Source organism: Marinobacter sp. DY40_1A1, from assembly GCF_016597815.1.
GTDB lineage: Bacteria > Pseudomonadota > Gammaproteobacteria > Pseudomonadales > Oleiphilaceae > Marinobacter > Marinobacter xiaoshiensis.
This window is the reverse complement of sequence record NZ_VCHA01000002.1, coordinates 105,469-129,032: the sequence shown is the minus strand read 5'-3', so window position 1 is coordinate 129,032 and position 23,564 is coordinate 105,469. Positions and strand designations below refer to the sequence as shown.

The following is a 23,564-nucleotide window of genomic DNA, read 5'->3' as shown; positions in this document are numbered from 1 at the left end:
GAGAAGAAGCATAAAGGAAGATAGATGAACACCACCACTGAATAACTTGGGTGCACGAATTGAATGCGTAAGGTAAAAATTTCATTTGGAATTCTTTTAGTAGGATTGATCAGTGGTTGCAGTGACGGGACGGTAGATGGCCGCTGGTACACCCAAGCCCAGGTCGAGCGTGGCGCAACCGTATTCGACGACAACTGCGCAAGCTGTCACGGCTCCAACGCCCAAGGGGCCTTTAATTGGAGAAAGCGGCTCGAAGATGGCTCCTTCCCGCCGCCACCGCTTAACGGAACGGGGCACGCCTGGCACCATCCATTCGACATGCTGATGGGCACGATCAATCAGGGTGGCGCTCCCATGGGTGGCCAAATGCCCCCGTTCGGAAATGAACTCTCCAGGGACGATCAAAAAGCCGCCATCGCGTTCTTCCAGAGCAAATGGGATAAGCGGATTTATGATGCATGGTTTGAAAGGAGTGGGATGTAATTTGGCTTTTGGATCATTATGGAATGAATAGGCATAAAAAAGCCCCGTTTCCGGGGCTTTGGGGCGTTTCAGTGGGTCTCGCTGGACCCCTTGAAACTCTTGGTTGGTGGAGACGGCGGGAATTGAACCCGCGTCCGCCAGCACTGTGCCTTGAGATCTACATGTTTATGTCCTTCTATTGATTTAACCTCGAACGACCCGAAGGCCAGGGTGTAAGAGGCGAGTTCTTTAAATCTTAGCCGTTAGCCAGTGAACTCTGGATAACGGAGCATCCCGTAAGCGATGACGTCCTGAGATGTAGCTCTGGGCTACGGGCGACCCAGTCAGGACGACTAGCGGCCCTTAGGCTGCTAGTGCGTAGTTTTCGTCGTTTGCGACTATTGCGTTGCAGCTTTGGATTTACGAGATTCGCTGCCATCTCGACATGCACCCAAGGGTTCGCCACCAGCGTCGAAGCCATGTCGTCCCCTTACTCACAGTATATGTGGCCGCCTCGCTTAACTTCAAGGCCTCATTGTTGTTGTTTTGTGCGGTCTTGCCTGAAGGGCCAATGATTCTCAGGCTGACTGGTGTTTTTTGCTCTCATGCCGGCCTGCCAGAGCTGCGTGGCTCAAGGCCTCGAAGCTGTCCCGGAAATAGTCCATCACGTCATTCGGGTCGGCATGAATGGCTTTGTCCACAGTAATACCGAACTGCACCGTACCGGCGTAGCTGAAAATGCTCATGCCAATACCTATGTTGCCGCTTTGTGGCACCCAAAACATAGGCTGCACCAGTTTGCTCCCAGCCAGATAAACGGGTTCTCTTGGGCCCGGTACGTTTGTGAGTACCGCCGAGGCTTTATTGCTGAGGAGGTCCAGGGCTCGCCGCTCCAGAATGTCCGGGCCACGCCCGAACAGGTCCAGCAGGCTGTAGGTAACCTGGGCCTGATAGGACTGTTTGAGGCGGTTCATGTTCTCCTGCACCTGCTGGAAACACATTATCGGGTCTGCGATTTCAATCGGCAGGCATACCAGTACCAGGCCAAACTGGTTTCCAAGCGTTTCGATGGGCTGGTTAAGTGGCCGCAAGTTGAAGGGCACGGCAACACGTATCCCGCAGCCCGGGATAACTTCCTTGCTCGCTTTAAAGTGCCTGTGGAGTGCGCCGGTTGTGGCGCACAGGAGGACATCGTTAATAGTGCCACCCAGCGCCTTGGCACAGGCTTTTACTTCCGCAAGATCCAGTGGTTCCGCCCACGCTACCTGCTTGCGGCCAGAAAGTGGGTTTTTGAGGCCTGTTTTGGGTTCAAAGGGCGAAAGGCCCAGCTTTAGCAGGTCCACTGCAACACCGCTGGCAGTGCTGGCAAGCTTTAGGGGGTAGTTGGGTTGGTCCCTTACCGCCTGCATAAACAGGCGAGCCTGCTGTGTTGCTGCTTCGGTGGTATCAAGGGCGCGATGTAGAACCCGGCCCACGATTGAAGATGAGGGCTGTTTTTGGGCTCGTGTCGGGAATGCTCTCTTGCTGCCGGGTTCCGGTGTTTTGTCTGTGAGTGACAGCAGCACCCGTACAAGGGAAATGCCATCTGCAATGCAATGGTGGATGCGGATCAGGAGCGCGCATCCGCCCTGGTAATTATCGATGTAATGTATCTGCCAGAGGGGGCGACGAAAATCCAGCGAGGTGCTGTTCAGATCACTGGTCAATGCCTGGAGTTCATTCTTTCCGGCTTTGCCAGGGAGGGCTATCCGGTGCAGGTGGTTGTCAATATCGAAGAGCGGGTCGTTCTGCCAGTATACCTTGTCACCTTCATCAACAATGTGCTGGCGGAACCTCTGAAAACGCAGGAAACGCTCATTGAGGATGAGCTTGAGGCGGCTTGTTGCGATCGGTTTATCGAAAACCAGTACCGCCGAGATCATCATCGGGTTACTGGCCGTGTCCATCCGCAACCATGAGCGGTCTACCGCCGTCATTGGGGTTCGTTTAGGTGGCATAGTTCCTCCCTCCGAGGTGCACCGAAACCGCAGTATAGGCAGGATAAAAAACGGTGCATAGAGAGGGAGTATGCGACACAAAGCACCTGCACTTTATGACGCGGATCAGTATAGGGTCGGCTAAAAACTGGTGTCAGGCGTTGCCATCACGCAGAATACGCTGCTTCTGGCGGTCCCAGTCGCGCTCTTTCTCAGTAGCGCGTTTGTCGAATAGCTTCTTGCCCTTCACCAAGGCGATCTCGCACTTTACCTTGTTGTTTTTCCAGTACAGTGCCAAAGGCACGCAAGTCTGACCTGCCTGGCTTGTTTCCCCGATCAGCTTCGCCAACTCCTTGGCGTGCAGCAGCAATTTGCGGGTGCGAGTAGGATCGGCAATAACATGGGTGGAGGCTTCTGTAAGGGGCTGAAAATGCCCGCCCAGCAGAAAAGCCTCGCCGTCTTTTAATAATACATAGGCGTCGGTTATCTGGGCCTTGCCGGCTCGCAGTGATTTCACTTCCCAGCCGAGTAAGACCATACCCGCTTCGAAGCGTTCTTCTATGTGGTATTCGTGTTTCGCCTTTTTGTTCAGGGCGATGGTACTACTCGGCGTACCGGGTTTTTTCTTGCTCATGAATCAATTATCCGGATGCGGACGAATGAACGGGCCGGCCTGTCGCAGGTCGGCAAAAGGCGCATTGTAGCTCAGGAGTGCCAGACTGGTCACGAAATCACCCTCAAAGGTACAGGCGGTTCGTGCGTGGAGGAGTCCTTCGGCTACAATACTTGGCCAGACACTTTCCGAGGCGAAAATGCCTACGCCATACCAAACACATATCGGGTCGTTTACCCGAAAATCAACCTTTTTCTGGGCTGCAGTGGGTGCAACTGTGGGCTTGGCAAACCTGTGGCAGTTCCCTTATCTGGCGAGCTTGCATGGTGGTGGGCTATTTATTCTCCTGTATCTCGGATGCCTGTTGCTGGTTACCCTGCCTCTAATGATTACTGAGGCGGTCATTGGCCGGCATGCCCGTCACGGTATTGTGTTGGCGATGGACGGGCTTATACGCAGCGCTAAACGTTCGAGAGCCTGGATGGCCGTGGGTCGACTCAGTATTTTGGGCGCATTCCTGGTCCTGTCGTTTACGGCGGTTTTCGGGGCGATTGCACTGGCCTATGTGTTTTACGGTGCCGTAGGACGGTTTTCCGGAGTTGGTCATGCAGAGGCTACCGGGATTCTTGCTGCGCTGGTTTCCGACCCCCGCGAGTTTCGCGTATTCATGGGTTGGCATGGGTTCTTCCTGGTGATGGTCTTGTGGGTGTCTGGGCAGGGTGTAGTTGGCGGGCTTGAGCGGGCCTTCAGAATCGTTGCGCCAGGTACGCTGATGCTTATGCTGGCGCTATTTGGGCTTGCTGCCTGGTATGGCCGGATTGATGGCGCCATGAGCCAGATACTCGAGATGCATCCACAGGATCTCACATGGGGCAGCCTGAGCGCGGCATTGTTTCATGCCTTTTATACCCTGGGATTAGGTATGGGTGTGTGGGCGGTTCTGGGTGCTTACACCACACCGAATACGCAACTCAAACGATCCATTCTGGCCGTTGTGTTGATGGATACGCTGGTTGCGATTCTGGCGGGGTTAATGATTTTCGCCATGGCGACGCAAGGCAGTGCTTTTGATGGTGAACGAGGCTTTAGCCTTCTGTTCGTATCGCTTCCGGTTTCGCTTGCTGAACTGCCTGCGAGTCAGTTTGTGATCGCAACTGTCTTTCTGATGGTAGTGATGATCGTCTGGTCGACGGCACTTGCACTGCTGGAGCCGGTCGTTGGCTGGTTCCGTGAGTGGACGGGAGCGCCCCGAGGGTTGTCTGTTTTGTTAGTGGGGTTGGTCGTGTGGCTTGCGGGGCTCGCTTCTTTGTTTTCATTCAATTTGTGGTCGCAATACCGGCTTGGAGGCGCCACGGTATTCCGCTGGCTTGAGTTGTTAACCGGCGGGTTGATGATTCCTTTAGTTTCGATTCTTATAGCGCTCTTTACTGGCTGGTGCCTGACACGCAATCTCTCAAAAAGCATGCTCGGAAAGACCCCGGGGCTTTTTGGCACAATCTGGTTCTGGGTTATGCGCCTGGTCCTGCCTCTGGTCGTTGCTTACATTGGCGTTCACTACACTGCAGGTTCACTGGTAAATATGTGCGACACAGGCAGTGAGGCACTCTGGTGCGAACCCGGGCCTGGGCTGGTGCTCCAGGAACAAAATGGCACTCCACCACAAATAATTGAAACGGGTAGTGCGGGTGTTGTCGACGACGGGGCAGGAGAGGGTGCGGGTGAGTTGCTACCAGCAGAGCAAGCGACTGAGAACAAACCTGACCTGCCTCAGTCCCTCCCTCAAAATGCCCCTAAAGACGGTGATATCCTTTATCATAGCGTTTGATCGCAGGTGTGATTGTTGTTGTAGGGCCTGTAGTCGGCCTTAAAGTGTATTTGTAAGCAGGACAACCGGTTCCGATGGCTCATCAGATTGATAAAACAGCCCTGGTTATGCACTCCGCGGAGCGCATGTTTCACTTGGTTAACGATATTGCCCGCTACCCCGAGTTTCTTCCCTGGTGTGCGGGTGCTGAGATTCATCAGCAAAACCCTGAGCAAATTATGGCGTCGCTGGAAATTGCCAAGGGAGGCGTTCGCCATAAGCTCACCACCCGCAACCAGTTGCTGATGCCCGAAGCCATTGAAATGAATCTGGTGGATGGCCCGTTTCGCAACCTGAAGGGCCGCTGGCACTTTAAAGCTCTGGATGAAAATGCCTGCAAGGTGATTCTGACGCTGGAATTCGAGTTCTCGGGTTCTCTTTCGCGCATGACCTTCGGGCCTGTATTCAATCAGGCAGCAACAACCATGGTGGATGCCTTCTGTCGTCGTGCGGATGACATCTATAAAGGGGGTGGCTGATGCTCAGGGTTGAAGTGGCTTACGCGCGGCCAGACAAGCAGGAAATAATATCGGTACAAGTGCCTGATGGCGCGACAGCCGTCGACGCTGCCCGGCTGTCAGGAATTGCCACTATTTTCCCGGAGATTGATGTGGACTCCATCAGTATGGGGATATTTGGCAAGGTGATAAAAAAGCCCGCGGATCACGAACTGCGAGAAGGGGATAGAGTTGAGCTATACCGCCCGCTCCAGATTGATCCGAAGCAGGCGCGATTGAACCGGGCTAAAAAGAAGCCCGCAGCTGATCAGTAGGCCGGGGTCTCGTTCAGGAGTTCTGCTTCATAGTGGGTATAACGGTCAGCGTCGTAAAAGACGATGATGCGTTGCTCTTCAATAGAGCCGCCTCTGCGTTGGAAGGTGTATACATAGTACTCCCGGGAGCTATCAACCGGGTTGAGCATTAAAGGGGTCCCGAGTAACGCCTGAACCTGGCTACGGGGCATGCCTTCGTTAAGTTTGGACAGCTCTTCATCGGTAACAATGTTGCCTTGCTGGACATTGATCTTGTATACGCCCGGGAAAGCGCAACCGGAGAGAATGATAGTAAGAATGAGAGCTGTGAGCTTTTGCATCGCCGGAGGAAATCCTCTATCTTGAAATCGCCTGCCAAGGGCAGGTGTGGCACGGGTTAACCGTTAAATGGCGGCTTCATCATACCGGAAGCCGTGAGGCACACCAAAGAGTGAATAGTAACATGTCATCTGAAAACGCCGAACTACGAAAAGTCGGTCTCAAGGTAACTCTGCCAAGAGTGAAGATCTTCAACATCCTGGAAAACGCCAAGGACCATCATCTCAGCGCAGAAGATGTGTACAAACGGCTCCTGGATCAGGGTGATGATGTGGGTCTGGCCACCGTATACCGCGTACTTACTCAGTTTGAGACAGCGGGACTGGTGTTACGTCACAACTTTGAAGGCGGCCATGCAGTATTTGAGATGGCCGGCGAAGATCATCATGATCACATGGTTTGTACCCAGACAGGGCAAGTGATTGAGTTTGTTGATGAAGTGATTGAGGAGCGTCAGCAGATAATTGCGAAAGAGCACGGCTATGAAATAGTCGAGCACAGTCTGATTCTGTATGTGAAACCCCTGAAGTCCTGAAGCTGCAGAGTTATCCCCGAATAAAAAAGGGGCAGGCCGTGAAGCCTGCCCCAACAGCTCTCAGGGTCGAGAGGGGGAGTGTTTGGCGGCATCCGTTCAGTGGTGGGTCGCCTGTCCTTTGGAAAACATTTCTGTTGCGTGGGCTATGGTGTGCTCTGTCATATCAACACCCCCCAGCATTCTTGCCACCTCACTGATTCTTCCCTGATCGTCCAGCGATTCGATTTTCGAGAAAGTTGCGTCTTGCTGGGTGAATTTGCTCACAAACAAGTGCTGGTGACACTGGGCCGCAACCTGCGGCAAGTGAGTGACGCAGATAACCTGTCCGTTGGCTCCCAGCGAGCGCAGTAGCTTGCCAACCACCTCAGCTGTGCCGCCGCCAATGCCCACGTCGACTTCGTCAAAGATCAGGGTTGGAGTGGTAGACGTTTGCGCGACTACTACCTGAATTGCCAAGCTGATTCGTGAAAGTTCGCCGCCGGAGGCAACTTTTGCCAAAGGTCTTGCGGGTTGCCCCGGGTTTGCGCTAACCAGAAATTCCACTTCTTCCAGCCCATGAGGTGCCGGTTCGTTCTGGTTGTTGTTGCTCAGGTGGGTAACAAACTGAACCGATGGCATGCTCAGCTGGGCAAGTTCACCGGCAATGCGCTGATCCAGCTCAGCTGCTGCTTTAGCGCGGAGATCGGAGAGTTTGCCTGCCAGTTCATTGAAGGTGGTGCGGTGGCTTTCAAGGTCTATTTCCAGTTGTTCCAGGCTGCCTTCGCCGCCATCCAGTTCGGCCAGTTCCGCACTTTGCCGCAAATGAAACTCCGGGAGATCTTCGGGGTTGATGCGGTGTTTGCGCGCCATCTGGTAGATGGCGCTTAGTCTGTCTTCAACTTCGGTCAGGCGCGCAGGGTCGGCTTCGTAGTCATCTACAAAGTGGCGAAGGTTGTCGCCCGCTTCACTGATCTGGATCTGCGCTTCGTTGAGCATTTGAATCGTGTCGGCCAGCGCAGGTATTTCAACCGGTAACTGCTCTAATTGCTGTAGCGCCTGGCGCAATAAGCCAGCTGCGCTGGTTTCATCTTCTGTGCACAGCAGTGCTGCCTGATGGCTATTGTGAAGAATTGCATCGGCCTGGCTCAGTTGTTCCTGCTCTTGCTCAAGTTGCTCTTGCTCCCCGATTTCGAGAGCAAGGCGGTCAAGTTCTTCCACTTGATAGCGCAGCAACTGCAGTCGGGCTTCAGACTCCTCTGCATTTTGCTGGCGCTCGATCAGTTTTGTGCGAATCTGGTTCCAGGCTTTCCATGCTTCGCGAGTCTGGTCTGCAAGATTTTCCGCGCCCGCGTATTCATCTATCAGCTTGCGATGGGTTTCTTTTCGCAGGAGTGATTGGTGCTGGTGTTGACTGTGGATGTCCATCAGCAGTCCACCCAGGTCTTTCAGATGCGCGAGAGGGCAGGGTTGGCCATTAATGTATGCTCGAGACCGACCGTCCTTGCTGATGACGCGGCGCAAAATGCAGTCGTTGTCGTCATCCAGCTCGTGGTTTTCCAGCCACTGTTGGGCATCTGATATGCCCGAAACATCAAAAGTGGCTGTAATGTCTGCACGCTTGGCGCCATGGCGCACAGCACCCGCATCGGCGCGCCCGCCCATGGCCAACCCCAGTGCGTCCAGCACAATGGATTTGCCTGCTCCTGTCTCGCCAGTAAGAGCTGTCATGCCCTTGCTGAATTGCAGTTCTACTCTTTCGGCGATCGCGTAGTTGGAAACGGTGAGCTGTGTGAGCATGCAGATAACCTCCGCTCTTGAAAATATACTGTTCGTTCATACAGTGACTGTGAATATATACAGGGGTTTTCGGGTTTGCAATCACTTCGCAGATATTTTCTCAAGGAATGGTGCTTTTAACGGTTGAAACCTGAGCGCTGAACCCCATATCGGTTCGCAATAGCATTCTTCTGGCTCCGTGGGGTCAGAGCCTATGTTCAATTGGCCGCGTTCAAGCCGGCCGCCGAAGATCTGGCAGGAGTATTCATGAGCACCGAAGAAAACCGCAACGAGCAGTTGGATGAGTTGAATGAAGCCGCCAAGGCAGCAGCTGAGGATGCGCAGGCTGGCGAGCAAGGAGTAGAGCAGGAAGAGGTTTCCGAGCTGGACTCCCTGAAAGAGCAGCTTCAGGATTCGCAGGAGCAAATGTTGCGCTTGCATGCGGAAATGCAAAACGTGCGTCGCCGCGCCGAGATGGATGTTGAGAAGGCGCATAAGTTTGCCTTGGAAAAGTTTGTTAAAGAGTTGCTGCCTGTGGCAGACAGTCTTGAGAAGGCGGTTGAGAGCACAGAAGGGCAGGAAGGTGCTGGTGAGTTAGTGGCGTCTATCCGTCAGGGCGTGGAAATGACGCTCAGCTTGTTTGTTTCCAGTCTGAAAAAATTCAATGTGGAGCCGCTGAACCCTGTGGGCGAGCCGTTTGATCCCCAGCAGCACGAAGCCATGTCGATGGTGCCAGCACCCAATGCTGAGCCCAACAGCGTGGTAGCGGTAATCCAGAAGGGCTACCTGCTGAACGGGCGCGTAGTGCGTCCGGCAATGGTGATGGTGGCCAAGGCTCAGGATGCACCAAAAATTGATGAGCAGGCTTGAAAAGTCACTTAAAGCGCCAATATAGCCATTAAGCAAAACTAACCGGATTTATATTTTTCCGGGCAACCATTAAGTACCGCATTCAGAAGAACTGGAGTGATTAAATGAGCAGAATTATCGGTATTGACCTTGGAACAACGAACTCGTGTGTCGCCATTATGGATGGCGATAAAGTCCGGGTTATTGAAAACGCAGAGGGTGATCGCACCACTCCATCTATCATCGCTTACGCTGATGACAATGAAATTCTGGTGGGTCAGTCTGCCAAGCGTCAGGCGGTTACTAACCCGCAAAACACAATCTTCGCTATCAAGCGTTTGATTGGTCGTCGTTTTAAAGATGATGTTGTTCAGAAAGACATCAAGATGGTGCCTTACAAGATTGCCGAGGCAGATAACGGCGATGCGTGGGTAGAAGTAAAGGGCCAGAAAATGGCTCCTCCCCAGGTGTCTGCAGAAATCCTGAAGAAAATGAAGAAGACTGCAGAGGACTATCTGGGCGAGAAAGTAACCGAAGCGGTAATTACTGTTCCGGCCTACTTTAACGACAGTCAGCGTCAGGCTACTAAAGACGCGGGCCGGATTGCAGGTCTGGATGTGAAGCGCATCATTAACGAACCGACTGCCGCAGCCCTGGCTTATGGTCTGGACAAGAAAACTGGCGACCGCACAGTAGCAGTTTACGACTTGGGTGGTGGTACGTTTGACCTCTCCATTATCGAAATTGCAGATGTTGATGGCGAGCACCAGTTTGAAGTTCTGGCGACCAACGGTGACACCTTCCTGGGTGGTGAAGATTTCGATATGAAAATCATCGAATTCCTGGCCGACCAGTTCAAGAAAGACAGCGGCATTGATCTGCGCGGTGACTCACTGGCCATGCAGCGCCTGAAAGAAGCGGGTGAGAAGGCCAAGATTGAGCTTTCCAGCAGCCAGCAGACCGACGTTAACCTGCCGTACATCACTGCAGATGCTAGCGGTCCCAAGCACATGAACGTGAAGCTGACCCGTTCCAAGCTTGAATCTCTGGTAGAAGATCTCGTTGAACGCAGTCTCGAGCCTTGTAAGGTTGCCCTGAAAGACTCAGGTTTGAGCGTTGGTGAGATCGACGAAGTTATCCTGGTTGGTGGTCAGACACGTATGCCGCTGGTTCAGGAAAAAGTTAAGGCATTCTTTGGCAAAGAAGCGCGTAAGGATGTGAACCCGGACGAAGCTGTTGCAATGGGAGCAGCGATTCAGGCGGCCGTACTGTCTGGCGATGTGAAAGACGTTCTGCTTCTGGACGTAACTCCTCTGACCTTGGGCATTGAGACCATGGGTGGCGTTGCTACACCAGTAATCGACAAGAACACCACGATCCCGACCAAGAAGTCGCAGACCTTCTCTACGGCAGAAGACAACCAGACAGCGGTTACCATTCACGTTGTTCAGGGTGAGCGCAAGCAGGCGACGCAGAACAAGTCCCTGGGACGTTTCGATCTGGCTGATATTCCACCTGCTTCACGTGGCGTGCCGCAGATCGAGGTTACTTTCGATATCGATGCCAACGGTATTCTGAACGTGTCTGCGAAAGATAAGGCTACCGGCAAAGAGCAGTCCATCGTTATCAAGGCCTCTTCTGGCTTGAACGATGACGAAATCGAAAAAATGGTGCAGGACGCCGAAGCGAATGCTGAGGAAGATCGCAAGTTTGAAGAGTTGGTTCAGGCTCGCAACCAGGGCGACGGCATGGTTCACGCCGTGCGCAAGACCCTGACTGACGCTGGAGACAAAGTCAGCGACAGCGAGAAAGAGTCTATTGAAGCGGCCATCAAGGACTTGGAAGAAGCACTGACCGGTTCTGATAAAGACGACATCGAAGCTAAAACGCAGAAGCTCACGGAGGTTTCTGGTGAGTTGGCTCAGAAGATGTACGCAGATCAGGATGGCCAGGCACAGCAGGCTGGTGGACAGGAAGAAGCTCAGTCCGCCGACGATGCAGTGGATGCCGAGTTCGAAGAAGTTAAAGACGACGAAAAGAAGTAATTCGGACGTTTATCAGGTAGTTGGTTGGAAAACGCGGAGTTGATCCGCGTTTTCCGCGTTTAAAAAACAGGGTTTTGAAGCATGGCCAAGCGCGATTATTACGAAGTTCTCGGGGTTTCCCGGAGCGCGGACGAGAAAGAGATTAAGCGAGCTTACAGAAAGCTTGCGATGAAATACCATCCCGATCGCAACTCCGAAGACAAAGACGCCGAGAGCAAATTCAAAGAGGCCACTGAAGCCTACGAAGTGCTGGCAGACCAGACCAAGCGTGCGGCATACGACCAATATGGCCATGCCGGCGTAGATGGACAAGCCGGCGGTGGATTCGGCGGTGGTGGTAACTTCTCCGATATCTTCGGTGATGTGTTTGGTGACATCTTTGGTGGCGGTGGCAGAGGCGGCCGCAATACCCGTGGTTCGGATCTGCGTTACACCCTGGAACTGGATCTTGAAGAAGCGGTAAAAGGCAAAACCGTAAAAATAACCATTCCCGGACACAGGGAGTGCGATACCTGTGATGGCAGTGGTGCGGAAAAAGGCTCCCGTCCTGAAACCTGCGGTACTTGTAAGGGTATGGGGCAAGTGCGCATGCAGCAGGGTTTCTTTGCCGTGCAGCAGGCGTGTCCCACTTGCCGTGGTTCCGGTCAGATTATCAAGAACCCCTGTAAGTCCTGTCATGGACAGGGCAGGGTGCAGGAAGAGAAAACCCTCTCTGTTAAAGTGCCGCCCGGTGTTGATACTGGCGACCGTATAAGGCTCTCCGGTGAAGGCGAGATGGGCATAGATGGTGGTCCGCCAGGCGATCTGTATGTGCAGATGTCGGTTCGTGAGCACTCAATCTTTACCCGCGACGGGCGCAACCTGTACTGTGAAGTGCCGATCAGCATTATTGACGCCACGCTGGGTGGTGAGCTGGAAGTGCCAACGCTGGATGGTCGCGTGAAGCTGAAAATCCCGGCCGAGACCCAAACAGGTAAGTTGTTCCGGTTGCGCAACAAAGGCGTTAGCCCTGTGCGCGGTGGCCCATCAGGTGATCTCTTGTGCCGTGTGATTATCGAAACACCGGTTAACCTGACCAAACGCCAGAAAGAACTGCTTCAGGAGTTTCAGGTAACTCTCGACGGCAGCAACAACGGCACGAACCATGCCCCGAAGAAAACGTCCTGGTTTGAGGGTGTTAAGAGCTTCTTCGACGAAATGAAATTCTGATCAGCTTCACATAAGGAAAAGGCCATGAGGGTAGCAATCATCGGCGCCGCCGGGCGCATGGGTAAAGTGCTGATTGAGGCGGTTAACGGCACAGAGGGGCTCGAGTTGGGCGCGGCCATTGTCGAGCCAGGCAGCAGCCTTATCGGAGCCGATGCCGGCGAAATGAGCAGCATCGGCAAAACCGGCGTAAAGATGGCGGGCGCCCTGGCTGACGTGAAAGATGATTTCGACGTGCTTGTCGATTTCACCTTCCCGGACCTCACCCTGGAAAACGCCGAGTTCTGCGCAGCCAACGGCAAAATGCTGATTATCGGAACCACCGGCCTGACCGATGCCGAAAAGCAGCAGTTGGCCATGGCGGCAGAATCTACCCAGGTAGTATTTGCGCCCAATATGAGCGTTGGCGTTAACGTAGTGCTCAACCTCCTGCGCACCGCTGCAGCAACGCTGGGTGACGACTATGACGTCGAAATCATCGAAGCCCATCATCGCCATAAAAAAGACGCGCCCTCCGGCACAGCTCTGCGCATGGGCGAAGTGGTTGCTGATGCACTGGGCCGCGATCTCAAAGAGTGTGCAGTCTATGGCCGTGAAGGCTTCACTGGCGAGCGTACCCGCAAGGAAATCGGTTTCGAAACCATCCGCGCCGGTGACGTAGTGGGCGATCACACAGTCCTGTTCGCCACCGAAGGTGAGCGCATCGAAATTACTCACAAGGCAAGCAGCCGGATGACCTTCGCAAAAGGCGCCATGCGAGCAGCTCTGTGGCTGAAAGACAAGCCTGCTGGCTTGTACGACATGCAGGATGTTTTGAGCTTGAAGTGAGCTCTCTTTCCGAGGGGTTCTGACGACTTGCTCTGAGGCAGGGGCTTGGGATCTTTGCTCCGGGAATGTCGTAGGCCAAGGACGGCCGGAGACAAGCGCACATGGATGTGCTCGTAGCGGTTCCCGGAGCAAAGATCCCAAGTGCCGGCCGGTGTTTCAGCCGTACTCTAAAGCAGGGCGATTTTACATGGACACAAAACCGCAAATTTCATACAATAGGGCGGTTTAACTGCACCAAGCGTAGGCTTCGAAAAGCCCAAGGGACCAAAAAGTCCCCGGATAACAATAAGCGGGACGGAGTTTTTACTCCCTCTCGCTTTTTTGCGACCTGAATTTGCGCTTGCGTTCCTGCACGTGACGAAACGAAACGCCACTCGATGAGGATACAAGCCTTGAGCACACCCGCAATCCTTGCACTCGCAGACGGAAGCCTGTTTTATGGCACCGCCATTGGCGCTGACGGCGAAACCAGCGGCGAAGTGGTGTTCAACACCGCGATGACCGGCTACCAGGAAATACTGACCGATCCGTCCTACGCCCGCCAACTCGTTACCCTGACCTACCCGCACATCGGCAACACAGGTGTAAACGAAGAAGACGTAGAATCAGACCGTATACAGGCTGCCGGCCTGATTATCCGCGACCTGCCACTGGTTGCCAGCAACTGGCGCAGCACCGGATCGCTCGACGAATACCTGCGAAGCAACAACATTGTCGGAATAGCCGATATAGACACCCGACGCCTAACGCGCATCCTCCGCGACAAAGGCTCACAAAGCGGCGCCATTGTGGCTGGTGCTGACGCCACTGCCGAGCGCGCACTGGAACTCGCAAACGCGTTTCCCGGGCTCGAAGGTATGGATTTGGCAAAAGTGGTTAGCTGCGAAAAGCCGTACAAATGGACCCAGGGAGACTGGACGCTCGGTAAAGGATACGCAGAAGGCGGCGAAACCAGGTTTAAAGTAGTGGCCTGGGATTACGGAGTTAAGTTCAACATCTTGCGCATGCTTGCCTCCCGCGGCTGCGAAGTCACTGTTGTGCCTGCCCAAACCCCTGCTTCAGAAGTGCTGGCCATGAATCCGGATGGCATCTTCCTGTCTAACGGCCCGGGCGATCCAGAGCCCTGCGATTATGCAATCAAGGCAATCCAGGAAGTGCTCGAAACCGAAATTCCAGTGTTTGGCATCTGCTTGGGGCATCAGCTTCTTGCCATTGCCAGCGGTGCGAAAAGCATGAAGATGAAGCACGGCCACCACGGTGCTAACCACCCGGTTCAGAGGATACCCAACGGCACAGTCATGATTACCAGCCAAAACCACGGCTTTGCAGTGGATGAGGCATCCTTGCCTGCGGTGTTGGAAGTTACCCACAAGTCGCTGTTTGATGGCACCTTGCAGGGTGTTCGCCGTACCGACAAACCAGCATTCAGTTTTCAGGGGCACCCCGAAGCAAGCCCGGGTCCCGGTGATGTGGCCTCATTGTTTGATGAGTTTGTCCAGCTGATGGAAGCCAGAACGGCCTGAAGCCGATTCATGGCAAAAGTGCCACACCAGACACGCGCCGCGTTTATGCGCTGCAAGAATTTAAATGTTGCTGACAGGTTTACCAAGACATGCCAAAACGGACCGATATTAAAAGCATCCTGATTCTGGGCGCAGGCCCGATTGTAATCGGGCAGGCGTGCGAATTTGACTACTCCGGAGCCCAGGCCTGTAAAGCCCTGCGTGAGGAAGGCTACCGCGTCATCCTGGTTAACTCGAACCCGGCCACCATTATGACCGACCCGGTGATGGCGGATGCCACCTACATCGAGCCGATTACCTGGCAAACCGTTGCCAAAATTATAGAAAAAGAAAGACCTGATGCCGTACTGCCAACCATGGGCGGCCAAACGGCACTGAACTGCGCACTGGAACTGGAAAAGCACGGAGTGCTGGCCCAGTACGGTGTGGAAATGATTGGCGCCAACGCCGACACCATCGACAAAGCCGAAGATCGGAGCCGTTTCGACAAGGCGATGAAGGCAATTGGTCTTGAGTGCCCTCGTGCCTCCATTGCACACACTATGGAAGAGGCGTGGAAGGTCGCTGCAGACATCGGCTTCCCGTGCATCATTCGTCCCTCGTTCACCATGGGCGGCTCCGGCGGTGGTATTGCATACAACCGGGACGAGTTTGAGGAGATCTGCACCCGCGGGCTTGATCTCTCGCCCACCAACGAGCTGCTCATCGATGAGTCGCTGATTGGTTGGAAAGAGTATGAGATGGAAGTTGTGCGCGACAAGGCAGATAACTGCATAATCGTGTGCTCCATCGAGAACTTCGATGCCATGGGTGTCCACACGGGCGACTCCATCACCGTCGCACCAGCGCAGACGCTGACTGATAAAGAATATCAAATCATGCGGGACGCCTCCCTGGCTGTACTGCGTGAAATCGGCGTGGAAACCGGTGGTTCCAACGTGCAGTTTGGTATCCATCCGGACACCGGCCGCATGGTTGTGATTGAAATGAACCCAAGGGTTTCCAGGTCATCGGCGCTGGCCTCCAAAGCAACGGGTTTCCCGATTGCCAAGGTTGCTGCCAAGCTGGCCGTTGGTTACACGCTGGACGAGCTGCGCAATGAAATTACCGGTGGTATAACACCGGCATCGTTCGAGCCCAGCATCGACTATGTCGTTACCAAAATCCCCCGGTTTACATTCGAAAAATTCCCCCAGGCCGACGCCCGCCTTACCACCCAGATGAAATCTGTGGGTGAGGTCATGGCCATCGGTCGCACCTTCCAGGAATCCCTGCAGAAAGCCCTTCGTGGGCTGGAGGTCGGCTCAGACGGATTTGATGAGCGGCTCGAAGAATTTACCTCGGAAACCTCTCGTGAAACCCTCACTCGCGAACTCAGTGTTCCCGGTGCCGAGCGTATTTGGTACATCGGTGATGCGTTCCGTGCCGGGCTAACCGTGGAAGATGTATTCGAGTACACCCATGTAGACCCTTGGTATCTGGTGCAGATCGAAGATCTGATTCGAGAAGAGCAGGCGCTGAAATCAGCCGGTAAGGCCGATATTGATCACGCCACCCTGTTCCGCCTGAAGCGTAAAGGCTTCTCGGATGCCCGTTTGGCCAAGTTGCTGGGCATTACGGACGTGAGCATGCGTAAGCTGCGGCACGATCTGAATATTCGCCCCGTATACAAGCGTGTTGATAGTTGTGCAGCAGAGTTTGCCTCCGATACCGCTTACATGTACTCCACTTACGAGGAAGAGTGCGAAGCAGAGCCGACTGATCGCGAAAAAATCGTGGTTATTGGTGGTGGCCCTAACCGGATTGGTCAGGGCATCGAGTTCGATTACTGTTGTGTTCACGCGGCACTGGCCATGCGGGAAGATGGCTACGAAACCATCATGATCAACTGCAACCCGGAGACGGTATCCACCGATTACGATACCTCTGACCGCTTGTACTTTGAGTCAATTACTCTGGAAGACGTGCTGGAAATTATCCACATAGAAAAGCCCAAGGGCGTGATTGTCCAGTATGGCGGGCAGACACCCCTGAAGCTGGCTCGTGGCCTGGAAGCCGCCGGTGTGCCCATTATTGGTACCAGCCCGGATGCGATAGACCGCGCGGAAGATCGTGAGCGGTTCCAGCAGATGATTCAGCGCCTTGGGCTCAAGCAGCCGGAAAACGCCACCGTGCGCAGTCTTGAAGAAGGAATTGTTGCAGCCAGTAAGATTGGCTATCCGCTGGTGGTTCGCCCCTCCTACGTGTTGGGTGGCCGGGCAATGGAGATTGTTTACGGCGAGGACGAGTTGGTGCGTTACATGCGCAGCGCCGTGCTGGTTTCCAACGACAGCCCGGTTTTGCTGGACCACTTCCTGAATGCAGCCATTGAAGTCGATATCGATGCCATCTGCGACGGTACCGATGTCGTTATTGGTGGAATCATGCAGCATATTGAGCAGGCGGGTATTCACTCCGGTGACTCTGCGTGCTCCTTACCGCCATACACGCTGCCGCCGGAAGTTCAGGATGCCATGCGTGATGCGGTCAGGAAGATGGCTCTCGAGCTTGAGGTTGTCGGGTTGATGAACGTTCAGTTGGCGTGGCAGGATGACGAGATCTACGTGATCGAGGTCAACCCGCGTGCTTCAAGAACGGTGCCTTTCGTATCCAAGGCTATTGGAGTGTCTCTGGCCAAGGTTGCAGCGCGTGTTATGGCGGGCACCTCACTTGCCGAGCAGGGCTTCACCAAAGAAGTCGTGCCCAGCTACTATGCGGTAAAAGAGTCTGTATTCCCGTTCAACAAGTTCCCCTCGGTTGATCCGATCCTGGGGCCCGAAATGAAGTCCACGGGTGAGGTAATGGGGCTTGGTGATAGCTTTGACGAGGCCTTTGCCAAGGCGTCGCTGGCGATTGGCGAGCGTTTGCCGTCCAGCGGAACCGTATTTATGTCGGTTCGTGATGTAGATAAGGCAGGTGCAATTCAGGTTGCCCGTGATCTGGTGGCTATTGGCTTCGAACTTGTTGCTACCACTGGAACTGCGAAAGCGCTCCGTGCTGAGGGCATCGAAGTGGAGCGGGTTAACAAGGTTGGCGAAGGGCGCCCGCATATTGTGGACGCCATCAAGAATGGCCAGGTTCAGCTCATCATTAATACTACCGAAGGTCGCAAGGCTGTGTCTGATTCGGCGCAGATTCGCCAGTCAGCTCTGCAGACCAAAGTAGCTTATACAACAACACTGGCGGGCGGCGAAGCCTTCTGTCGGGCCATCAAATTTGGCCCGGAGCGTACAGTACGCCGCCTGCAAGACCTCCACGCAGGGAAGTAAGATTATGAGTGATAGAGTGCCTATGACCAAGGCGGGGGAAGCCCGCTTACGTGAGGAGCTCCAGCAGCTGAAATCCAAGGATCGGCCGCGGGTTATTGCGGCCATTTCGGATGCTCGCGAGCACGGTGATCTCAAGGAAAATGCTGAATACCATGCTGCCCGTGAGCAACAGAGTTTCATAGAGGGCCGCATTCAGGAAATCGAAGGCAAGCTTTCGGCGGCGCAGGTAATCGACGTAACGGAAATGGAAAATACCGGCAGGGTGATCTTCGGCACCACGGTCCATCTGTTGAATATGGATACTGACGAAGAGGTGGTTTACAAAATCGTCGGTGAAGATGAGGCGGATATCAAGGAAGGCAAACTATCGATCTCTTCGCCCATTGCGCGGGCACTGGTAGGCAAGAGCGAAGATGATGTTGTCGCCATCCGTGTGCCATCAGGTACTGTGGAGTACGAAATCGGAAAGGTTGAATACATCTGATTTTGCAGCGCTGGTCAATCCAGTCCACAAAGAAAAGCCGGCTGAGTGATATGCAGCCGGCTTTTTGTTTTATGAGTTACGGGAAAGTCAGTTCCTGAGGCGCAAGAGGTTAGACAGCTTCGGGTTTGGCTTCTTGGCTCTGCGCAGCAACACAGCAATCTTGCCAATGGTTTGCACTAGCTCAGCGCCACTGGCTTCGCACAGGGCAGTGATTGCTTCCTGGCGGGCTTCCCGATCCTGGCTCGCCACTTTGATCTTGATAAGCTCGTGGTCGTTCAGGGCGCGCTCCAGTTCTTCCTGGAGGTTTTCGGAGAGTCCCTTGTCGCCCACAATGATGACGGGTTTCAGGTTGTGGGCGATGGCCCGGTATTCCCGGCGCTGTTCCGCTGAAAGGCTCATGATGTATTCTCTTTATCGGTGCAATTAACAAAAGGTCAGCGGCATATTCGCTGGCAACGTCGTATAATCGGCGGATTGTAACAGACAACCTTGTATACAGATCACCCTGCAGGCGTTGTAATTTCCGAGATAAGGCCCACATACAAGGAACATGGGGATTTATCCGGCGTTCAGGAACGTCTTCAGGTTGATCCGCAGCTACGTTTTTCTGTGGCCGTTACGGATGGGCCGTTTCTGGTGGATAGACGTATAATTGGTGTAAGGTGTCAGTAAAGAGTAGTTCCTTCGATGGCCTGCTCTTCAATTCACAGGTGATGATCCTTGAACGATATGGCAAAAAATCTGGTTCTCTGGCTGATAATAGCCGCGGTACTGTTGATGGTGTTTCAGAACTTCTCTCCCACCACCACCGGTCAGCAAGTCAATTACTCCCAATTCGTTGAGATGGTCCAGCAGGGCCAGGTCAATAAAGTCACTATTGATGGTCTGGAAATTCAGGGCACCCGTGGCGATGGTTCCCAGTTTCAGACAATTCGCCCACAAGTGGCGGACAACAAGCTGATGGACGATCTGCTGGCGAACAAGGTGGAGGTGATCGGTAAAGAACCCGAGCGCCAGAGCCTGTGGACGCAGTTGTTGGTTGCAGCTTTCCCGATTCTGATCATTATTGCGCTGTTTGTGTTCTTCATGCGCCAGATGCAGGGCGGAGGTGGTGGCAAAGGCCCCATGTCGTTCGGCAAGAGTAAAGCGCGCCTGATGAGCGAAGATCAGATCAAAACCACGTTTGCCGATGTGGCCGGTGTGGATGAGGCCAAAGAAGATGTTAAAGAACTGGTGGATTTTCTTCGGGATCCCAGTAAGTTCCAGCGTCTTGGTGGCAGCATTCCCAAAGGCGTATTGATGGTGGGGCAGCCGGGTACAGGTAAAACCCTGCTGGCCAAGGCCATTGCCGGCGAAGCGAAGGTTCCGTTCTTCTCGATTTCCGGTTCGGACTTTGTCGAGATGTTCGTGGGTGTTGGTGCATCCCGTGTGCGGGACATGTTCGAACAGGCGAAGAAACAAAGCCCTTGCATCATCTTCATTGACGAAATTGATGCGGTCGGTCGTCACCGTGGCGCTGGCATGGGTGGTGGTCACGACGAGCGTGAGCAGACCCTTAACCAGTTGCTGGTTGAAATGGACGGTTTTGAAGGCAACGAAGGCGTTATCGTTATCGCTGCCACTAACCGCCCGGACGTTCTGGATCCGGCGCTGCTGCGCCCAGGTCGTTTCGATCGCCAGGTGGTTGTTGGTCTGCCCGACATCATTGGTCGTGAGCAAATTCTCAAGGTGCATATGAAAAAAGTGCCCCTGGATGAGAACGTTGAACCTGCGCTGATTGCTCGTGGTACTCCGGGCTTCTCCGGTGCTGATCTTGCAAACCTGGTTAACGAGGCAGCGCTCTTTGCAGCTCGCCGGAATATGCGCCTGGTATCCATGGAAGAATTTGAGCTCGCGAAAGATAAAATCATGATGGGCGCCGAGCGCAAGTCCATGGTGATGAGTGAAAAGGAAAAGCTGAATACTGCTTTCCACGAGGCGGGCCACGCGATTGTTGGCCGGTTGATGCCTGAGCATGATCCGGTTTACAAGGTGAGCATTATTCCTCGTGGTCGCGCTCTGGGTGTGACCATGTTCCTGCCCGAAGAGGACAGGTACAGCCACAGCAAGCGCTTCCTGATCAGCTCTATTTGTAGTTTGTTTGGCGGTCGTATTGCGGAAGAGTTGACGCTAGGCTTTGACGGCGTTACCACCGGTGCCTCGAATGATATTGAGCGTGCCACCAGTCTGGCGCGTAATATGGTCACTCGTTGGGGCTTGTCCGAAAAGCTCGGGCCATTGCAGTACGATACTGACAGCGAAGAGCCGTTCCTTGGTCGTTCGGCCGGCCAGGCGCAAACGGTATACTCTCCCGAAACGGCGCAGCGTATTGATGAGGAAGTCAGAAATATCATCGATTCGTGCTACGAGAAGGCGACAGAGATTCTGGTCGCTAACCGGGATAAGCTCGATGCTATGGCAGAAGCCTTGATGAAGTACGAGACCATTGATCGTCATCAGATCGATGACATTATGGAAGGTCGCACTCCGCGTCCGCCCAAAGGCTGGGATGATCGGGATTCAGCAGGTGGTGCCAAAGCAGGCGGTTCCGACAGTGCTTCCGAATCCAGGCCGGCTGACGATGGCAAGCGGCCAGATGTAGGTCGTCCAGCGGGAGAGCATTAAGCTTCCTGGCTTCAAAGCGCTCAAGCTGATTGACGCCGCCCTGACTATGGGCGGCGTTTGTTTTTGCAAGTTGCTCTTCCCCCGGTTCAGGTATGCCAGTCCAGAAAGGTTTTTTATGGAAATGAAATTTGCCGGACGAGCGTTGGACATGTCCCGTTGTCATGTAATGGGTGTCCTTAACGTGACACCAGATTCGTTCTCCGATGGCGGTCGGTTCAATCAGCTTGATGTGGCGCTTCTGAAAGCCCGTCAGATGGTCGCTGATGGTGCAGCATTTATTGATGTGGGTGGTGAGTCAACCCGCCCTGGTGCTGCAGTTGTGTCGGTCCAGGAAGAGCTTGATCGGGTTTGTTCTGTGGTTGAGGCTATTTCCCGGGAGCTGGATGTGGTGGTTTCCGTCGACACAAGTACTCCGGCAGTCATGGCTCAGACGGTTGAACTGGGGGCTGGGCTCATTAACGATGTACGTGCACTGCAAAGAGATGGAGCCTTGGCTGCAGCAGCAGCTGCCGATGTGCCTGTGTGCATTATGCATATTCAGGGGGAGCCGCAAACCATGCAGGAGCGCCCCGAATATCAGAACGTAATGCGAGAGGTGGGGGAGTTTTTGGTTCAGCGCGTTCACCTTGCAGCGAAGGCTGGAATTTCTGCGGAGAACATCATTCTCGATCCTGGCTTTGGGTTTGGGAAAAACCTTGAGCATAATTTGCGCCTGCTGGCTAATCTGGATCAGCTTCGGGCGCTGGGGCATCCGTTGCTGGTGGGTATGTCCCGAAAGTCCATGCTTGGCCATATTACGGGTCGGGACGTTGATGAAAGGTTGCCGGCGAGCCTCGCGGCCGCGACAATATCTGCAATGAAGGGTGCCAGTATTATTCGTGTGCACGATGTCAGGGAAACTATAGATGCCGTCAAGATTGCGGCGGCCGTAAAGGGGGCAAGTTAATGGCCGGAAGAAAATATTTTGGAACCGACGGCATACGCGGCAGAGTGGGTGAGCATCCAATTACCCCTGAGTTTATGTTGCATTTGGGTTGGGCTGCCGGACAGGCATTCAAGAAAGCAGGTCAGCGCAACAGTGTGCTGATTGGCAAAGATACCCGCTTATCTGGCTATATGTTCGAATCTGCGCTCGAGGCAGGTCTGTCAGCAGCGGGAGTGGATGTGAAGCTTCTGGGGCCAATGCCCACGCCGGCCATAGCCTATCTGACTCGTACATTTCGGGCATCTGCAGGTATCGTGATCAGTGCCTCCCACAATCCCCATCACGACAACGGTATCAAGTTCTTCTCCGCTGAGGGCACCAAACTCGATGATGCTCTGGAGGCAGAAATTGAGCGTTGGCTCGAGACGCCCATTGAGGTTTGCGGTCCGGGAGAGTTGGGTAAGGCCTCAAGAATAGAGGATGCGCCGGGGCGTTACGTTGAATTCTGCAAGAGCACCGTGCCGAATGAGTTTACCCTGGATAACCTGAAGATCGTACTTGACTGCGCGCACGGCGCTACGTACCACGTAGCACCAAAGGTATTTCGCGAGCTGGGAGCCAAGGTGTTTGTTATTGGTGCGGAGCCAGACGGGCTGAACATCAATCTGAAAGTTGGCTCTACACATCTGGATGCTCTCAAGCAGGCAGTTATCGATAAAGATGCTGATCTGGGAATTGCCTTCGATGGCGATGGTGACCGGGTACTTATGGTTGACCGTGACGGCTCCGAAGTTGATGGCGACGAGTTACTGTACGTCATGGCTGCCCAGAGGTTTGAAGAGGGGCGTCTCAAGGGTGGCGTGGTTGGTACGCTTATGACCAATCTTGGGGTTGAGTTGGCCCTGACAGAAATGGGAATATCATTCGAGCGTGCCAATGTCGGTGACCGCTATGTGATGGAGCGGTTGATCGCAAATGATTGGGTGCTAGGTGGCGAGGGCTCTGGGCATATGGTCATTCGGGATTGCACCAGCACCGGTGATGGTATCGTTTCGGCGCTCCAGGTGCTTTTGTCAATCTGGAAGTCTGGAAAAACGCTTGCTGAAATGCGCAAAGGCATGAGTAAGTTGCCCCAGACCATGATAAACGTGCGCGTAGAGCAGCGCTTTGATCCATTCAGTCGTGCGGATATTGTTGAGGCCGTGAAGAAAGCAGAGCTGGAGCTTGGTGATGCGGGCAGGATTTTGCTGCGGGCATCGGGGACTGAGCCCTTGATTCGAGTGATGGCGGAAGGCCGGAATGCCGGAGATATACATCGCGTTGTGGAAAAGCTGGTGAAAGTTGTAGAAAACTCAACGCCCTGATTTTGTTGAATTCAGGCGGTTGTCTGTTATGAGGGACTGCTGTATAGTGCGCCCTCCCTTACATTCGGGAACT

At 54.0% G+C, this 23,564-nt stretch carries 20 protein-coding genes and 1 other RNA gene; 15 read left to right on the top strand and 6 right to left on the bottom strand.

Going from position 1 to position 23,564, the window contains the following annotated elements; translation table 11 throughout:
- Positions 1-63 precede the first annotated feature (63 nt).
- The gene (locus tag FFI61_RS06450) at positions 64-483 is read left to right on the top strand and encodes a c-type cytochrome (protein WP_200369682.1); all 420 of its coding nucleotides are present in this window, start codon (positions 64-66) and stop codon (positions 481-483) included.
- 104 nt (positions 484-587) lie between these two features.
- Here FFI61_RS06450 and ssrA read toward each other — a convergent pair.
- From ssrA to smpB, 3 genes are all read right to left on the bottom strand, one after another.
- Positions 588-952, bottom strand: a transfer-messenger RNA (tmRNA) gene (gene ssrA, locus FFI61_RS06445).
- An 88-nt stretch (positions 953-1,040) separates the two neighbouring features.
- Positions 1,041-2,459, bottom strand: coding sequence for a WS/DGAT/MGAT family O-acyltransferase (locus tag FFI61_RS06440; protein WP_200203013.1), 1,419 nt, complete (start codon positions 2,457-2,459; stop codon positions 1,041-1,043).
- Positions 2,460-2,592: 133 nt separating this feature from the next.
- The gene (gene smpB / locus FFI61_RS06435; RefSeq protein WP_200203011.1) at positions 2,593-3,072 is read right to left on the bottom strand and encodes an SsrA-binding protein SmpB; all 480 of its coding nucleotides are present in this window, start codon (positions 3,070-3,072) and stop codon (positions 2,593-2,595) included.
- A 178-nt stretch (positions 3,073-3,250) separates the two neighbouring features.
- Here smpB and FFI61_RS06430 point away from each other — a divergent pair, with 178 nt between their 5' ends.
- The 3 genes from FFI61_RS06430 to FFI61_RS06420 all read left to right on the top strand — a co-directional run bounded on the left by FFI61_RS06430 (position 3,251) and on the right by FFI61_RS06420 (position 5,687).
- Positions 3,251-4,876 carry a sodium-dependent transporter gene (locus FFI61_RS06430; protein WP_200369681.1) on the top strand — a complete coding sequence of 542 codons (1,626 nt, stop codon included), beginning with the start codon at positions 3,251-3,253 and terminating at the stop codon, positions 4,874-4,876.
- Between the two features lie 74 nt (positions 4,877-4,950).
- Positions 4,951-5,394: a type II toxin-antitoxin system RatA family toxin gene (locus FFI61_RS06425; RefSeq protein ID WP_200369680.1), complete on the top strand. Its 444-nt coding sequence runs from the start codon at positions 4,951-4,953 to the stop codon at positions 5,392-5,394.
- Complete coding sequence (locus FFI61_RS06420) at positions 5,394-5,687, top strand: RnfH family protein (RefSeq protein ID WP_200202996.1); 294 nt, start codon at positions 5,394-5,396, stop codon at positions 5,685-5,687. The genes FFI61_RS06425 and FFI61_RS06420 overlap by 1 nt, the downstream gene beginning before the upstream one ends.
- On the opposite strand, the gene FFI61_RS06415 is transcribed toward FFI61_RS06420, so the two are convergent.
- Entirely contained in the window at positions 5,681-6,007 is a 327-nt protein-coding gene (locus FFI61_RS06415) for an outer membrane protein assembly factor BamE (RefSeq protein ID WP_200202993.1), read from the bottom strand. The genes FFI61_RS06420 and FFI61_RS06415 overlap by 7 nt on opposite strands.
- Positions 6,008-6,129: 122 nt before the next feature.
- On the opposite strand from FFI61_RS06415, the gene fur reads away from it, so the two are divergent.
- Positions 6,130-6,540 carry a ferric iron uptake transcriptional regulator gene (gene fur / locus FFI61_RS06410; RefSeq protein WP_200202991.1) on the top strand — a complete coding sequence of 137 codons (411 nt, stop codon included), beginning with the start codon at positions 6,130-6,132 and terminating at the stop codon, positions 6,538-6,540.
- Positions 6,541-6,636: 96 nt separating this feature from the next.
- Here the strand turns inward: fur and recN are convergent, their stop codons facing one another.
- A complete protein-coding gene (gene recN, locus FFI61_RS06405) occupies positions 6,637-8,316 on the bottom strand; it encodes a DNA repair protein RecN (protein WP_200369679.1) in 1,680 nt (559 codons plus the stop codon).
- Between the two features lie 246 nt (positions 8,317-8,562).
- Between recN and grpE the strand changes: the two genes are divergently transcribed.
- The 7 genes from grpE to greA all read left to right on the top strand — a co-directional run bounded on the left by grpE (position 8,563) and on the right by greA (position 18,538).
- Positions 8,563-9,165: a nucleotide exchange factor GrpE gene (gene grpE / locus FFI61_RS06400; RefSeq protein ID WP_200369678.1), complete on the top strand. Its 603-nt coding sequence runs from the start codon at positions 8,563-8,565 to the stop codon at positions 9,163-9,165.
- Between the two features lie 104 nt (positions 9,166-9,269).
- On the top strand, positions 9,270-11,189 hold the full coding sequence (gene dnaK / locus FFI61_RS06395; protein WP_200202984.1) for a molecular chaperone DnaK: 1,920 nt from the start codon (positions 9,270-9,272) through the stop codon (positions 11,187-11,189).
- A gap of 81 nt (positions 11,190-11,270) precedes the next feature.
- Positions 11,271-12,398, top strand: coding sequence for a molecular chaperone DnaJ (gene dnaJ, locus FFI61_RS06390; protein ID WP_200202975.1), 1,128 nt, complete (start codon positions 11,271-11,273; stop codon positions 12,396-12,398).
- Positions 12,399-12,422: 24 nt separating this feature from the next.
- On the top strand, positions 12,423-13,223 hold the full coding sequence (dapB, locus tag FFI61_RS06385; RefSeq protein ID WP_200369677.1) for a 4-hydroxy-tetrahydrodipicolinate reductase: 801 nt from the start codon (positions 12,423-12,425) through the stop codon (positions 13,221-13,223).
- 392 nt (positions 13,224-13,615) lie between these two features.
- Positions 13,616-14,746 carry a glutamine-hydrolyzing carbamoyl-phosphate synthase small subunit gene (gene carA / locus FFI61_RS06380; RefSeq protein WP_227714708.1) on the top strand — a complete coding sequence of 377 codons (1,131 nt, stop codon included), beginning with the start codon at positions 13,616-13,618 and terminating at the stop codon, positions 14,744-14,746.
- 89 nt (positions 14,747-14,835) lie between these two features.
- Entirely contained in the window at positions 14,836-18,054 is a 3,219-nt protein-coding gene (carB, locus tag FFI61_RS06375; RefSeq protein ID WP_200369675.1) for a carbamoyl-phosphate synthase large subunit, read from the top strand.
- A 4-nt stretch (positions 18,055-18,058) separates the two neighbouring features.
- Positions 18,059-18,538, top strand: a complete 480-nt coding sequence (gene greA, locus FFI61_RS06370; RefSeq protein ID WP_200202970.1) for a transcription elongation factor GreA — start codon at positions 18,059-18,061, stop codon at positions 18,536-18,538.
- An 87-nt stretch (positions 18,539-18,625) separates the two neighbouring features.
- Here the strand turns inward: greA and yhbY are convergent, their stop codons facing one another.
- Positions 18,626-18,937, bottom strand: a complete 312-nt coding sequence (gene yhbY, locus FFI61_RS06365; protein WP_200202969.1) for a ribosome assembly RNA-binding protein YhbY — start codon at positions 18,935-18,937, stop codon at positions 18,626-18,628.
- A gap of 321 nt (positions 18,938-19,258) precedes the next feature.
- Here yhbY and ftsH point away from each other — a divergent pair, with 321 nt between their 5' ends.
- The 3 genes from ftsH (at position 19,259) to glmM (ending at position 23,491) form a co-directional block, all read left to right on the top strand.
- Positions 19,259-21,202, top strand: a complete 1,944-nt coding sequence (gene ftsH, locus FFI61_RS06360; protein ID WP_265092107.1) for an ATP-dependent zinc metalloprotease FtsH — start codon at positions 19,259-19,261, stop codon at positions 21,200-21,202.
- A 115-nt stretch (positions 21,203-21,317) separates the two neighbouring features.
- Positions 21,318-22,148, top strand: a complete 831-nt coding sequence (gene folP, locus FFI61_RS06355) for a dihydropteroate synthase (protein WP_200369674.1) — start codon at positions 21,318-21,320, stop codon at positions 22,146-22,148.
- On the top strand, positions 22,148-23,491 hold the full coding sequence (glmM, locus tag FFI61_RS06350) for a phosphoglucosamine mutase (protein WP_200369673.1): 1,344 nt from the start codon (positions 22,148-22,150) through the stop codon (positions 23,489-23,491). Before folP ends, glmM begins: the two co-directional genes overlap by 1 nt.
- The last annotated feature ends 73 nt before the right edge of the window (positions 23,492-23,564 follow it).